This window comes from Paenibacillus mangrovi, from assembly GCF_022898935.1.
Classification (GTDB): Bacteria; Bacillota; Bacilli; order Paenibacillales; family Paenibacillaceae; genus Paenibacillus_AQ; species Paenibacillus_AQ mangrovi.
In genome coordinates, this window is record NZ_JALIRP010000012.1 from 14,056 (window position 1) to 29,781 (window position 15,726).

Below are 15,726 nucleotides of genomic sequence, written 5' to 3' on the forward strand. Positions count from 1 at the left end.
AGTCGGGTGTCTTCATCAAGATTATACGCATATTGTGTGGAATAAAGGAGGTAGGTCAAATGCCGCCGAATCACCAGAAGAAAGACGCTCCGCTGCCCTCGGCCCGCGGCATCCGCAGAGCCTGCAACAAGGAACTGTACCGAACGGTCAAGCGGTTAAAGGTGTATATCCCGGAAGATGCGATCCGTGAAGGAGAAACGCTCTACTACCGTAAGGTCGTTGGAAACTTGATCTGGATTCACGAGAACCGCAGCAACCGCAAGCTGCTGTGCGATTGGTGGGATGAGACCGTTCGAGCTGAACTGGCCGAATTATGGAAGGTAGATGAGGACCATCTTGGGAAAGCCTTCCGCGATGCTTTTGGCGGCTGAGGATTAAATTTTATTTCGAATCGCTGATGGAGTGTTCAAGCCGCGCCAGTTCGCTGCCCCACAGCTCCGCCTCTCGGGTCATACGGAAATCCCGATCATTCCGAATCAGCGCCATCCTGCGGTCTGCGGCACGGCGCGCGTAATCGTTATAGAGCACAAGCCCAACCCGGACGATCCGGCGGGCTTCTTTTACGTTGCCGGAAGCTAGTTTAAGTCTCGCCAGCCGAAACAGTCTCTCAAGGCTTTTGGTCTGCTCGGGCGCATTGTATTTATCCCGGTTGAAGCCCGCTTCCGTCCAGTAAGCCGCGGCGATGGCATCCCCTCGCTTGACTGCATTGTCCGCAAGAGCGAAGATCAGGCCGGGATGCCCGGGCGAATAGGACAAACTCCTCTTGAGAACATCCTCGGCTTCTTGCGCCGGCATTCTCCGTGCCAGATCCAGCGCCGTCCCTGCATCAGTCGGATTCCACTGCAGCGAAGAGCGCAAAAGCACAGCAGCCTTGGCCTGTGAAGGTTCAACAAGCGCCTGCTGATGGAGCCTGTAGCCTGCTTCTCCCCGGAAAGCAAGGAAGATGCCTGCTCCGTTTATGCCAATCCATAACAGCAGGATTGCTGCCATTCCGCGTGAAGGAAAGCGATATATGGCTGTACCAAGGCTATAACGCCGTTTCGAAGCAGCCGCTTCGCTTGCTCCCTCCCCACTATGGAATTCTTCCTCCGTTTCAGCAGCTCTATAGGATATTCCCCACGCCGCCAGTAGAAACATCAAAAGCCAAACGAGGCCAAAGCTCCAATCAAAGTCAACCGCGCTGTGCAGTACAAATACGATATATACCGGCAGAAGCTCGCGGCGGGAGCATAGCAGCAGCCATCCTACCGCTCCAAGCAGCAGAAGCAATACGGCTGTGCCAAGGATGCCCGTATTGAGCAGCATATCCAGATAGCCGCTGTGCACCTGGCTGCCCACATAGGGATTCGACTGCACGGCGCGGTACGAGAACCGCCACGTTTCCCCGCCCTGTCCAAGCCATGGCGCCTGCCTAATCAGCCGCCAGGCGTCGCGATATATGGCGCCTCGGGCGGAGACGCTGCCAAAGTTTCTGACGATGCGCTCCTGCGCCGTCAGAAATACTGCGGCCGCAGAAGCGGCCGCCAGGATGCCGCCTGCCGCCCAAGCCAGGCGGCGGCGCCCCGCCGCCCCGCTGCGCGCGAGGCGGCAAAGCCCAAGGCCGGCAAGCACGCTGCCGGCCCACACCCCGGCCAGCGTCAGCAGGCCGGGGACGGGCTGTACCGCCAGCATGGCTGCTGCCAGCTGGCGGTACAGCAAGGCCGCGCCGGCCAGAGGCGCGGCCGCAAGCAGCAGCGGCGCGAGGCTGCGCCGCTGCTGCAAGGCGAGGCCGGCGGCCAGGGCCACGCCGGCCGTGAGCCAGGCGCCGCGCGACTCGCTGAGGAGGAGCGCGGCGGCGTACGGCAGCAGCGGGAGCGAAGCCCGCAGCAGCCTGCCGCCATTTGCTCCGGGCTCCTGCCGGAGCAAAGGCGGCAGCGCAAACAGCCGCTCCAGCAGGAAAGCGGCCATCAGCATGCCGAACGTGTTCGGATATTCAAGAAGACCGGCAAGCCTTGATCCACTAGCGCTAATGCCTGCATTCGAGGTAAACACGATAGCGTTCGGCAGCGGAAGAATGTCATAAACCGCAAGCAGCGCCGATCCGCAGAGCAGTGCCCCTGTCGTGTGCCAAGCCGCCGCGAGGACCACTCTGCCCCCCTGCCTGCGCGCGATGGCGGCGGCAGAAACGGCAAAAAGACCGTAAAACCCCCACCGCAGCAGCTGGTTCACCGTTCCGTGGACGGACAGGGGACCCAGCAGCCAGTGGACGGCATATACGGTCATCAATATAAACGGGCTCATGAGCAGTACAATCTCAGGAACAGAAACGGCAGCTTCCCATGCGTCTTTTTCTTTTCCAGAAGCCGCTATACGCAGCATTAGGGCAGAAATACCCCCAAAGTAAAGAAGCAGACCGTATAGGATCCAGACCGGATACAGATCTGTCGTAAAATAAAAGCCGGATTTCAGACAAGATATAAGCAGCACCGCGATCAGCGCGGCCTCTCCTATTCCTTGAACAGAGCGTTTCACGCTTCTGCCTCCTATCGCCTTTTCATCCTACCCGAAATTGACATAAGCCTTTTATTTGGGATCCGCCGCAGCAGGCAGCAAATCCGCGCACGCTTTTTCCAAATACGGTTTTGCGTTAAGAAAATCACGGAATTCCGTGTATTCCCGCCAAAGTTGCTCTTTACTGCCGCTCTGGCCTTTGACCGCCCGGATCAATATGTTCTTCGGCGTATGCTCCAGATCGATAAATTCGAGCAGCTGTGTTTTATAGCCAAGAATATCAAGCAGCTTAGCCCGGATGCCGTCCGTTGCCAGCGCAGAAAAACGTTCCTTCAATATGCCATGTGAAAGCAGCGGCTCCATCACCTTGTTGTCAATCTGATTATACAGCTCATGCTGGCAGCACGGAACCGAAAGAATCACCGAAGCGTTCCAGCGTACAGCCTTCTCCAAAGCAGCGTCGGTCGCCGTATCACAGGCATGGAGTGTGACCACCATATCGACCTGTTCCAGCTCGTTATAGTCGGCAATATCTCCGACCAGAAACCGCAAGTTGCTGTAATGCAGCCTGTCCGCTAATTGGTTGCAGTGCTCGATCACGTCCGCTTTCAGATCCAGTCCCACCACATTCAGCGTTCTGCGCTCCTGTATGGTCAAGTAATGGTACAGCGCAAAGGTCAGGTACGATTTACCGCAGCCAAAATCGACAATCGTGATCGGACGTCCTTCTGGCAGCGAAGGCAGCACATCCTCCACCATCTCCAGAAAACGATTAATTTGTTTGAACTTATCATACTTCCTTGCCAAAACTTTGCCTTGTTCATTCATTATACCCAGTTCTACCAGGAACGAAATCGGCTGCCCTTCCTCAAGCACATACTTTTTTTTGCGGTTATGCGCCAAGTCGGCATTCGTTTTAGATGGAGATTTGGTGAGGATCGAAACTTTGTATTTTTTGCTGATCAAAATTTGATAGTCCGCATCAGGCGTACAGATCATTCCTTGACGGAAAGTCTGCTCGAACAGCTGCATAATCGCTTCCTCTGCTTCTTCTGCGGGGATGTTCTGGTGAACAACCTTGTTCGGATGCACATAAGCAAATTGGTAATGTATTTTTTTCTTCAGTTCCACCGGCTTGATCTGAACCTTGGTAAAGGTCGCGCCTTCCCGCTTGCGGAGCTGACTGAATGTCGCCGTAATTAATGTCGTTTCTTCTGTGATGTCATGGATGAGTTTGCGTAAAGATTCCAAGAGAGTACATCTCACTTTCTCATATTTTCAAAACGAAGCTTTCTCTACTTTCCGCTGCAGGTCTTCAACGCCTTCTTGTATCTCGGCCCGGGGAAGTCCGCCCGCCTCAAGCTCTTCGTCGCTTCGCATCAAAAGTCTTTGGTAGAAGGCAAGGCCCTCTTCTTCGGTAATTTCATGCTGGCTAAGCAGGCGGTAAAGCGCGTTCTCCGCTTCATCGTAACGCCCCTGCTCCTCTTCATAGCTTAACAGCAGCTTATCCGTTTTCGCCGGGAGTCTGTAGCCTTTAATCTGATCTTTCAGCTCGGCCACTTGTTCCGGCAGCTTCAGCATCGAATGCTCCGCACCGTGAAGGTCGGCATAGAGATACAGATGCAGTGATTTCATCAGGCGGTTCAGCCCCTCATCTTTTTGATCCATATCAAGATATACGCCGCCCTCTTCCTGGAGAAGCTTTGCGATGGTTTGCAGCTTGTCGGCTTCAATGCCGCCCCCCAGGCGAAACATCTCTATCATATCCTCTACAGACAGGGAATTCAAAAGCTTCGAGTTCAGGCGGAAATTTTTACTCAACAGATCGTCGATTTCCCATAGAGCCTCGGTATATTTCTTCTGCTGTTTAAGCCCAAGCACCGTGCCCGCCATTTCAACCATATCCTCAACCATCTGCATTAAATAGTCTTTCCTGAACATGATGCTCCTCAACCCTTCCCTAACATACTCGATATCACTTTCTATTAATTGTATGATATTCGGATTGTCAAAGCCAGCGAGTCCCCTTTAAATTCGAAATTAGTTCTTGATATTCAAAAAAAAGGAACTCCCTATGGATGTTCTGTGAAAACATACATGGAGTTCCCTGCTTATTTAACTGGCTTCTAGCTTATCCAACTCTACTCAGATTTCCCTGATTGATCATGAGGCACCGTTACGGTTGCAGTTGCAACCGCTGTGTTCCCTGCTTTATCAGTTACTGTGTAGGTTATGGTATAAATACGTCCTGAGCCTTGACCTAGTCTTTCGGCACGTAATTGGAATGAAGTATCCTCCGTACCTATACGAGCTTGAATATCCCCTTGCCAGCTATCTGGTTCGTTGCTTGTAATGGAGGTTAACACGACGGAGGCAACCCCTGATTCAGCGTCATTTGCATCCAGCGTGGCATTTACAGTTACCATTTTATGATTCGCCGGCCAAAGAGATGCTTGATCGAGCTGAACGCTTAGCGTTGGTGCCGTCTTGTCGATATTACTTATCTCATAGCTGGTTATATTGGACACATTGCCTGCAGCATCCGTTCCTCTGGCATAGACTTTGTTATTGTCGGAAAGAACAAGAGGACCTGTATACGGTGTCCATTCGCCGTCTTCTCCCACTTTATACTCTTTCACCACTGCATCATCCGGATAGTTGATCGTTACCACGACGTCTGTATTGGTCGGTACGGTAACATCTGCAACAAATGTCGCATCTGACGGAGGTGTCTGATCGATCTCCCCTTTGTCTGCGTACTCCAAATAATCCACTTCTACGTAGTTGTTACTTGCTGACGGATTACGATCACTTCGAACAACAATTTTGATTGAATGAACTCCATTAGGTAATCCTGTCTTCGTATAAATTAATGACTGTACGCTTCGTGTCTCCTGATATAAATCGATTGTGCTATCTAGCACATCGTCAATATATACGTCTGCTTTTCCATGATCACTGCCTTTCACACCAAACCATGCGACGCTTGTTCCGTTAAATGTATATTCTGCAGTACTGCCCGCAGTAGTTGTAAAATGATCCGTGTCATTGTAATACCCCGATGAGAAACCGCTGGTCGACCATTTTCCAGTATACGTAAGGTACGGATCATCCACTTTGGTTGGTGTGGAAGATGCCTTATAAATTTCAACCTCCACATAATGGTTGGAACCATTAGCGGTGCTTCCGTTCGACCACAATCGAACATATCTGGCATTTACGTTAGGGAACGTAATATCCTTCCCTGAGCTCGTTTCTATATATTCGGCATCCGTTCCGACACCCTGAACTGCGCTGTTGTCAGCATCATTATTAAATACAGTGGTCACTCCGCTCGAAAAGTCTGCTGTATTCGATAACTGTACAATAACATCATGATACCGCCGGGTATCGCCAAAATAATGCCACAGTTTTATCTTGTTAATGTTGTACGATTGTTCTAGATCAAACTTTATCCACTGTAAACCGTTATTAGGATAACTATCAGAAAATTTGTTGCTATCGCTTTTATCACCGTCAGTTATTAAAACCAAATTTTTAAAACTCGCTGATGTTGAAGGATTTAGCCCAAAAGCAGCATTGTTTGAATCTGGAGGTGTCGGGTCGATCCCATCCCTCACACTAGCCTTAATGGCTTTCATCTGATTGAACTGCCCCGGGCTTAGCGAGCCGTTTCTATAAATGGCAGCATCCATTGTAACGACGCCCTGGTTTTGATTAATAGATTTTATATTTTTTGAGATTGCCCAATCGGTATATTTAACTTCCGGTTTTGACCAGGTGCTCCCCAAATGAGAAAGAATATGCCACTGTAGCCCATCAAGCCATCTGCCGGATGGAACTATACTGAATGATCCTTGTTCGCCCGAAATGTAATCCTCGTAATCCCCTGCCTGAGGATTTTTCTGGAGTGAAACGCCTGGATTAAAGGAGATAATCGCATTGGGATTTCCATGCTTCGCAGCTTGGGAATATTTCTGGGCATATGTTGAATCAAAACCGTTCCAACTATAAAACCCATCAAACCACCATCCAGCGATTTTGGAGCCATACCGATCCGACCATGTCTGAATGACTTGAGCCCATTTATCACTGAACTCGCTGTTCACATTCCAGTCAAATCCGTTCTTTGTATACAACCCCATATTATTTGCTGCAAATGAATCCCCAGCCGGCGCATTTGAAGGCAGGTAAAGCATAAGCTTAATTCCTTTTGGGTTTAGCGCATTGTAGAGATCCAGCGGAAGGTCACGGACTGAAGTTTTTGCCCCTACGGAGTACCCCGCTAATGTTTCATATGTGGAGTTTGGAGAATTATAATAGCCGCTATTTTGACCCAAGGTTAGTATGACATATCCAGCGCCTGCCTCCTCCATTTGATCTGCAAAAGTATTGACATCAAATGAATCGACACTGCTGTTCCATTCCGCAATGTTAGAGCCTTTAATATCGTTATAACCTGCTAAATAATGAAAAAGGTATCCATACTTAGCATTCATAAACCAATCTGTATTAGAGTTGTGAGGGGTAGCGCTCGCAGTGCCAGATGAAATCATAGTCGAAAATAGTAATATCATTACGATCAGAATATTTCTTATGGTACTAAACATTAAAATCAAATCCTTTCGATTAGATTTTCAGCTAGGTGTAATAGCTTTCCTGTCTAGTGTTCAGAGTGAAAACTCAAAAAAGGGAACTCCCTATGGATGCTCTGTAAAAACACACATGGAAGTTCCCCGTTGCTTTAGATGGCTTCTAGCTTATGAGGGGCTACTCAGATTTCCCTGATTGATCATGAGGCACCGTTACGGTTGCAGTTGCAACCGCTGTGTTCCCTGCTTTATCAGTTACTGTGTAGGTTATGGTATAAATACGTCCTGAGCCTTGACCTAGTCTTTCGGCACGTAATTGGAATGAAGTATCCTCCGTACCTATACGAGCTTGAATATCCCCTTGCCCGCTATCTGGTTCGTTGCTTGTAATGGAGGTTAACACGACGGAGGCAACCCCTGATTCAGCGTCATTTGCATCCAGCGTGGCATTTACAGTTACCATTTTATGATTCGCCGGCCAAAGAGATGCTTGATCGAGCTGAACGCTTAGCGTTGGTGCCGTCTTGTCGATCCTAACGGTTGCAGTACGCTTCTCCTCTACATTACCTGCTTTGTCTACGCTCCAATAAACAAGCGTATGAATTCCTTCCGTCTTAAGTGTAATCGTATTGCCACTTTGCTCGGCGCCTCCATCTAAAGTGAAATAAGTAGTCGCTACACCAGAGTCGACATCAACGGCGTTCAAAGTGATGATTGTATCCTGATTGACCCATCCGGTTGGAGCGTTATCTGTCGTAATGGGCGGCGATGAATCTGTATTCGTCGGCGGTACATTATACACCTCGATTTCCGACAAACCAACATTCGCACCGCTTCCGCCGGATACCTGGAATTTGACCCATGTTACCGTCTTGCTCGGGAAGGTTACTGAATAACCGCTTCCATCATTCGGGATTCCTGACACCGACAAAGTGCTCCCGTCGCTGAAAGTAAGCGTCCCGCCGGGTGCCCAGTCCGATAAGTTAGGCCGATCATAGAAGGTGATCGTGTTGATCGTTTGAGGCGAAGCCCAATTCAACTGGATCCAAGGATTCATCTCTCCTTTAGACGCCCATTCACTGGTGCTGCCTATGATTCCATCCACTGCTTTAGACGGGGCAAAATTGGCATTGTATTGCGATGAAGCCGTGACTGAAGCTTTGCGTGCAATGTTATCCATAACGGGTTCATAGGTTAGGTTATAATTATTCTTGGTATCTGCAATGCTGATCACTGCAGTATTCGTATAGTTCGGAGCAACGCTGACCTTCTTTTCTCCTATTCCAGCCAAACCGTTTACAGGATAGCCCCAGGCATTGTTAATATTCAAACGAACGCTTTGATCCGGGTTGATGCTGGCACGAACAGATCCGGTACCATTGCCGAATACGGAAACGACTGCATCGGAATTATTAAAACCCATTTCCGCATAGTATAGATTCGTCTTTGACGCTCTAAAGTCGGTAGTTCCGCGCCCTCCTTGATCATTAACGCCATAGTGATAGAAATCTTTTTCGTCATCCTTCCACTCCATGGCAGGTTTAACTCCGTACTGCCGTTTCCATTCGTTTTCCTTCACAGCAGTTCCTGCAAGTCTACCCAGTTGATTATCTGGATAGAAGTTTAAATAACCATCGCGCTGCCAAGAGATTGTGTCTGTACTTGAAGCTAAATCATAGGCCAGGCCAACTTCATATGTGCCGATATTGGATGAGTTCTTCATTTGATATTTCGTTTCTATCCTGCCGCTTGAGTCAATATTCAAAGTGAATACACAACCCATATCACCATATTTACCGTCAATGATAATAACAGCAGAACCATCTTTTATTTCATAAGACAGGTTGCTCAAAGTCCAATCTCCTAAACTGTTCATACCCAGGTTTAGATGTGGACCGCCAACCAGCACCGGTTCTCCTTTATAAGATCCGCCGGTAATTTTGCCTGTTGTTTTGCTGAATGAAATCTCAAAGTTATCGCCTGTAACCATTATACGGTCCGCAGCGTCTTTAACTTCAGGAGCAACAACATTTCCTTTCGCGAAAGTGTACTTTGGTGTGCCGATCGTCACCCTATTGGTTACTACATTACGTCTGATACCGGCAGTTGTTTTGTAAAACTCAACGGTGATCTTGTCGCCTAACTGCCACCCCTGCGAAGGCGCTGGCACTTCGATATCGCCTGTCTGTTTAGGCGCCAAGCTGCTAGTGATCGTGCCATTCCCCTTTCCTTCGACAGTATAAAGAATTTCAAAATCATCATCGTTAAAGCTGACCGTATCATATCGATTCTCGTACTGCAGCTTTAAGGGTGCGGACTTTCCGGGATAAGAAACAGCATCGGCACCCTTATACTGTGGAGGCGCATAGACATTTTTAGTCGCCCAAATCTCAGGCTTATCTCTGCCCCAAGCATCGATCTGTCCCCAGTTGCTGTTACCCATCACTCTATTTTTTCCCTCATAAGTATTATCTGTATAATCCCAAATCGCTCCACCCAGGTTGATTGGATTGCTATAAATTTCTTCCCAGTTCTGCTTAATGACCTGATAGTAATTTTCTCTCAATCCGGGATCAAAACGAATTTGAGCTTCATTACCATGACTATAGTCATGAGCATACTCATCCCACACTGTAGGTCTGCCAGCTTTTCCTACACCATCGAATTTATAGTGGTTACTATGAATATCTATTGGAGCATTATCCGGTACCTGGCCGCCCCAAGAGAATTTCGTTGGAATAGACGGAATCACTTTTTTGATATACTCGCTTGTCAATCTATGATTTTCGCCCCACGATGTCTCATTGGCTATAGACCACATCACGATACTAGGATGACTGCGGTCCTTTTCTACCATTTCGCTTACGGCATGCAGCAGATAGTTACGGTATTTCACGTCGGAATTTGAGCCTGGTGTGAAATCAAAGGTTATGGAATTTTCCTGCTCTACATAGATCCCCAGTTGATCGCATAACTCCAACGTTTTATCAGAGAGAGGATAATGCGCTGCACGAATATAGTTAATATTATTCTGCTTTGCCTTTTCCAATAGCAGCTTTTCGGAGTCCATATCGTAGGCAATACCATCGCCGCCATAAACAGTATGATAGTTTACGCCATGAAGCTTTCTAGCTACACCGTTAATTTTAAATACGTTTCCGCCATTCACTTTCTCTATCGTGATCTTTCGGAAGCCGATCTTCTTCTTTACCGTTTCGATAACAGAACCGTCTACCTTCAGCTTGGCTGTTAACTCATAAAGGTTCGGATGCTCATCATCCCATTTGGCGGGTTTGCTAATGGGGATGTTCACATTGTAATCGGTAAAGGATTTTGCGATTTCGATTTTGCCGGGAGTAAGAGGAACGTCCTCACCGTTCATATCTTTTAATGACAATTCCACATCAGCGGTCTTGCCTGCTTCTAGGAACGCATTACTCATAACCGTAAGGGTCGCATTATTGTAGTCATCATCAAAATCCGTTTCCACGTGCAATCTGTTCAAATAGGACTTGGGAGTCGCATACATCACGATGTCGCTAAGGATGCCTCTCAAAGATCTCAGTTCGACAAAGCTGAAGCCATCGTTTCCTTCAGCAGTGACTGCTACCGTGATCCAGTTATTCTCCCCTGGTACGATATAATCCGTTATATCAGCATCCCATGCGTTAAATGCGCCGCGGTGCTCGCGAACGAATTTGCCGTTCACCCATACTCGAGCGAAGCTAAATGCCTTGTCTACACGCAGGAATACCTTTTTATTTGCAAAATCATTCGGAACAAAAACCTGCTGCTTGTAGGGCATCTCCATGTTATTCCCTGGATAGAAAGGAGCATCTCCATATCCGCCGGTCCAGTCGGGGTCTTCAGGCTTATACACCGCAAATCCCTCGGCATCCAGGTCGCCAGGTATTCTTGCTTTATCCCAGGAAGAAAGATCGGTGGAGTTTCTCCAGAATCCATTTTGCGGATGCATCGTAAAGTACCACATTCCGTCGAGTGAAATCTTTGAAGTTTCGACGCCATCTACTTCTATCGGAATAGGATTTACAACTACACGGTCGTAGTTATCGGTATTAGGCTCATCATACATGGGAATTACAGGAACCACTTCACTTGGCTTGGCAAATACCTGAATTTCACGTATCCCCAACTTTTTACCGCTTTTTGCACCCAGTATCTTGATTCTCATATATTTTCGGTGTGTTTCAAGTTTTGAAAATACATGATCCATGGAACTTATAGAGCCCAAATTGTTATTGGCATACGTGTACCAAGAAAATCCATCCGAAGAGGTTTCCACCACATATCTATAGTTAGCTGCATCTTCAACCCAATTCATCTTTAGCTTGTAAAAATCATAGTAGGTTCCTAAGTCGATCTGGATCCACTGACCAGCATTATTATTGGCCGGCTGCCATGAAGTCGTTGTATTCCCATCAATCGCTTTGGCTGCTTCATAACCAGTCAGAGAAGAAGATGCTGTAACCGTTTTGCCCGCAGCCACATTTTCTACATTTTCTTCAGTACCCAAATAATATACGTAATTTGCTACTTCAGAATCGCGAATTCCCTCTTTCATAGCATAAGCCCTAATCGTCATGTCCCCTGCTATTGAAATAGGCCCTTGATAAAGCTTTTTGGTTAACGAGCTGGTTGGGTCACTTCCATCATCTGTGTAATAAATAATGGAACCTTCAACCGATTCTAATATAATTAAGTCGTCTTTTGTAAGGGTAGAATTCGTAAGGAAATTACTTTGAACGCGCGGCAACTTGTGTACGTCATAAATCTCTAGTTCGAGTATAGCCGACCAAGCATCTGCCTCAAGCATTTCAAATTTCACATACACTGCTTCCACAGGAGCAAAAGAAACTTGGATATCCTTTTTTAGCTCCTCTGTTGTAACCGTGTGTTCAACCACGTTTTTCCACGTTTGACCATCATCAGAAGCTAAAATACGGAACTTCTTCACACGCTGATCTTGTTTGAAGTAATCATTATACCAACCCTTAAGAACTATCGTGTCGAATGTCTTTCTTGCTTTAAGCTGCAGAGTAAGATCGAATGGTTGCCCCTTATCTGCCTGCGCATAACTGTTTAATCGTCCATCTACAGCATGAGTAGCAGGATGACCACTATATTCAGGTTCGCTTATGCTAGCTCTACTGCCTAATGCAAGGTTAGGATACAGGGACAAATCTATGCCTTCATTTGAATTCGTTTTTTTGGAATAAACCTCAAGCTCTCCTGCTACCGCCCAATTACTCGCTTGCGGCATGAACAGTTTAATATACCGGGCATGCTGTGTAGACGTGGGCATAAAGTACATATCATTATACGTACTCCCCCCCTCATCCACTAGCTCACCTAACTGAGACCAGGTAGATTTGTCATTCGATATTTGGATCGTATATTGGGTCACATTATTATTGTTTCCAAAGCCTAAATTCAGCTTGCGGAAAACAACTAAATTAATATCGCTTGTCGCTCCTAGATCGACAGTAAGCTCCCAATCTTTAGCGCCGATGACACTTGAACCATCTACTTGCGCAAACTCTTTCAAATTGCCATCGGTTAATTTGTCGGACGTGTGCGGGCCACCCGATCCATTATAGCAAAGGAGATTGCTCTCTACCCCTTTACCTTTTGCCACATTTGTTAGTGCTTCTATTGCCGGAAAATCTGCTGGTAATTTTGTGGTAATAGTGGTGTCAACTTTATCTGAACTGTAGACAGCGTCGGTCACACTGTTATTTGGGGCATCTGCTCCTGTGGATGCTTCTTCAGGTTCTTGAACAGCAGCGTCTTGATTCGTTTCTTCCATTTGCAACTGGTCGTCAATACGATCGGCATAGGCATTTGAAGTTGTAGTCGTTTGAAAAAACATTGTGAAAATCATTGAAACAGAACAGATAATGGCCAGGCACCTTTTTTTCCACATATGTTATTCCTCCAGTTCTTAAAATTTGATTTCCAGAGCTGAACTATGTTGGAGAGAAAGAAGAGCTACAACCTTACGATAACCCCTCTCTTAAAAGTGCTTTCGTGTATTGACGAGATGAAGCTGAGAAGCAAAAAAGAACTTTCATATCCTCATAATAGGATATGAAAGTCCCCTGATAAAATAACTAACTACTTGTTCTCCGCTTTCCAAGCGTCCAATTGTTTTTGCTTCTCAGCAATAATCTTGTCGGCTCCTGCAGTTTTCAATTTCTCTAAGAATTGAGGCAAGTACTTTTCAGGGTCTACAGAACCACTGGAGATGGCATAGTATAGCTCATCGATGGCAGCATCAACGTTTGCCTTCTCGGTCTTCACTGGCGTAAAGTCAAATACGAATCCGAGCGCATTGGAAGGGGTCGCATTTTTATTCAGATCAACCCACATATTCAAAAACTTGTTGTCGACTTCTCCACCTTTTGGGTCTCCTTCAGATAAATACGAAAGCGTCATGTTGCCGAATTCCCAAGGAGCAAAGATTTGATAGCCGCCGTCTGCGTTCGTTTCAATCCGATTCTCGGCTACTTTCTTGTAATGCTTGCCCTCAACGCCCCAGACAAGCGTGTTGTAAATTTCCTTGTCCGTGTTCAGCAGATTGAGGAACATCATTGCTCTTTCCTTGTTCGGAGAATTGGCAGATATGGCCGTAATGGTCGCTGCAGCCTTATCGGTCGTCAGCAGCGGCTTCACAAATTGCATATCGTAAGACTGCACATCTTTGTTGAAGTTAGACATTCTTCCCGGCGATTCCATACCGGCTTTTTCAAAGTCTTCGGTGCCCAGATCGATCTGGCCTAACACCAGAGCGTTTTTACCTGCCTTACGGTCTGCTGATGTTTCTTTTAAGGTTGCAGCGTCTTTCCTTAAATAGCCTTTGGTGTACCAGTCTCTCATCATCGTTACATATTCTTTGAATTCCGGAGTCTCATACTGATTGATTACCTTGCTGCCGTCTTTTAAGTACAGATCCCCCGGAGTCTTAGGGTCGCCTAAAGATTCCAGACCGAACATAGGCGGAGCTGTAAAGAATGGATCAACCCCCTGACTATATTCCCAAGGAATGAGATTCGGCTCGTTTTTCTTTACCGTTTCAAGGAACGGCGTCAAATCCGACAGCTTCGTAACGGATTTCCAGTCAAGTTTGTACTTATCTGCTACCGTTTTTTGGATTTCATAGCCATATCCGGCGGTTGATTGCTGAAAGACAGGAACGCCGTAAATTTGCCCTTTTACAGTAACGGCTTTCCAGAACTTATCGGGTATCCCTTTCTTCGTGTCAGGAGCGTATTTGTCAATTAATTCATCCAGCGGCGCGTACGCCCCATTGGCTACGTTTTGGAAATAGTTATTAAAATTCGATGCCGTCCAGACCAGATCGTAGGGTTCACCCGCACCCATGACGACCTTCATTTTCTCCTCATATGCTCCCCAGTCAATCAGCTTGAGATGAATCGTGGCATTGATTTTCGGCTGAACAAGCTTGTTCAAGGCATCCTCTACAGACTGCAAATCCTTCTGCGGCGAGTTCGGGAAGTAGTACGTCAGCTCTACTGGCTTCAAAGCTTCTTCCTTTGTCTGTTCAGTCGCAGCTCCTTCCGGCTTCTTCGAATCGGTCGCAGTCGGTTCCTCTTTACTGCTGGTCCCGCAACCTGAAAGCACGATCGAAAGCGCGGCTGTAATACCTAATAGTTTTTTCATTTTCATCACTCACTCATGACCTCCAATTTTTTTATATTAGCTAAACGGGTGGATACCCGGTAAAGCAGCCTTTAAGATTTTACCGCGCCGAGTGTAAGCCCTTTTACGAAATACTTCTGCAGAAAAGGGTATGTAATCACGATCGGCCCAACTGCCAAGACGCATGTCGCCATCCTGGCCGTCTCATCCGGTTGCATCGCGGCAGCCCTCGCTGTCAAGGCATTCCCCTGGAGAAAAGCTATATTGTTCATGATGGACTGAAGGAGAAACTGCAGCGTGTACAATTTGCTGTTCTCAATGAAAAGGGCGGCTGTAAACCAATCGTTCCAGTAAAATACCGCTACGAATAGCCCGATTGTAGCCAGTACAGGTGTCGACAAGGGAACGACCAGCTTTAAAAACGTATTGAATTCGCCTGAACCATCGATTCTTGCAGATTCTATAATGGATTCCGGAATCGTTCTGAAAAAATTCCTCATGATCAATACGTTCACCGATGAAACCAGATAAGGCAATATGAGAACGAATATCGTATCTTTAAGGTGAAGGTATTTTGAGAGCAAAATATACCATGGTACCAATCCCCCGCTGAACAGCAGGCAAAATACCACCAGAAAAGAGACCACATTTCTGTACTTGACTTCATTTCTTGAGAGGCTGTAGGCAAACATCGAAGAGATCACGAGATGAAGCAGTGTACCTGCGATTGTAACAATAATGGTAACTCCATATGCTGTTAGTATGGGGGAATTCCCCGACAGGATATATGTGTAAGCATCAAAACTGAATTTCTGTGGAATGAGATGATACCCGTTCTGGAATATAGACTGTTCATCGGTTAACGAAACGGAAAGAACAAGGAGTAAAGGGATTATGCATATTGCGGAATACACCATAAAGCTGAAATTAATTGCAATTTTCGATAAAGAAAGCTGTTTCATTT

8 protein-coding genes are annotated in these 15,726 nt (G+C 46.9%); 1 reads left to right on the forward strand and 7 read right to left on the reverse strand.

Annotation, left to right across the window (positions count from 1 at the left end; all coding sequences use genetic code 11):
• The first annotated feature begins 59 nt into the window (after positions 1 to 59).
• Positions 60 to 371: a hypothetical protein gene (locus MUG84_RS22570; protein ID WP_244729218.1), complete on the forward strand. Its 312-nt coding sequence runs from the start codon at positions 60 to 62 to the stop codon at positions 369 to 371.
• Positions 372 to 381: 10 nt separating this feature from the next.
• On the opposite strand, the gene MUG84_RS22575 is transcribed toward MUG84_RS22570, so the two are convergent.
• The 7 genes from MUG84_RS22575 to MUG84_RS22605 all read right to left on the reverse strand — a co-directional run bounded on the left by MUG84_RS22575 (position 382) and on the right by MUG84_RS22605 (position 15,724).
• Positions 382 to 2,511: an O-antigen ligase family protein gene (locus tag MUG84_RS22575; RefSeq protein WP_244729220.1), complete on the reverse strand. Its 2,130-nt coding sequence runs from the start codon at positions 2,509 to 2,511 to the stop codon at positions 382 to 384.
• A 51-nt stretch (positions 2,512 to 2,562) separates the two neighbouring features.
• Entirely contained in the window at positions 2,563 to 3,741 is a 1,179-nt protein-coding gene (locus MUG84_RS22580; RefSeq protein WP_244729222.1) for a class I SAM-dependent methyltransferase, read from the reverse strand.
• Positions 3,742 to 3,768: 27 nt separating this feature from the next.
• Positions 3,769 to 4,431, reverse strand: a complete 663-nt coding sequence (locus MUG84_RS22585) for a DUF6483 family protein (RefSeq protein ID WP_244729224.1) — start codon at positions 4,429 to 4,431, stop codon at positions 3,769 to 3,771.
• A gap of 200 nt (positions 4,432 to 4,631) precedes the next feature.
• Positions 4,632 to 6,989, reverse strand: a complete 2,358-nt coding sequence (locus tag MUG84_RS22590) for a galactose-binding domain-containing protein (protein WP_244729225.1) — start codon at positions 6,987 to 6,989, stop codon at positions 4,632 to 4,634.
• Positions 6,990 to 7,260: 271 nt separating this feature from the next.
• Entirely contained in the window at positions 7,261 to 13,026 is a 5,766-nt protein-coding gene (locus MUG84_RS22595; RefSeq protein WP_244729228.1) for a discoidin domain-containing protein, read from the reverse strand.
• Positions 13,027 to 13,217: 191 nt separating this feature from the next.
• Entirely contained in the window at positions 13,218 to 14,789 is a 1,572-nt protein-coding gene (locus MUG84_RS22600; RefSeq protein ID WP_244729430.1) for an ABC transporter substrate-binding protein, read from the reverse strand.
• A gap of 65 nt (positions 14,790 to 14,854) precedes the next feature.
• Positions 14,855 to 15,724 carry a carbohydrate ABC transporter permease gene (locus MUG84_RS22605; RefSeq protein ID WP_244729230.1) on the reverse strand — a complete coding sequence of 290 codons (870 nt, stop codon included), beginning with the start codon at positions 15,722 to 15,724 and terminating at the stop codon, positions 14,855 to 14,857.
• Positions 15,725 to 15,726 lie beyond the last annotated feature (2 nt).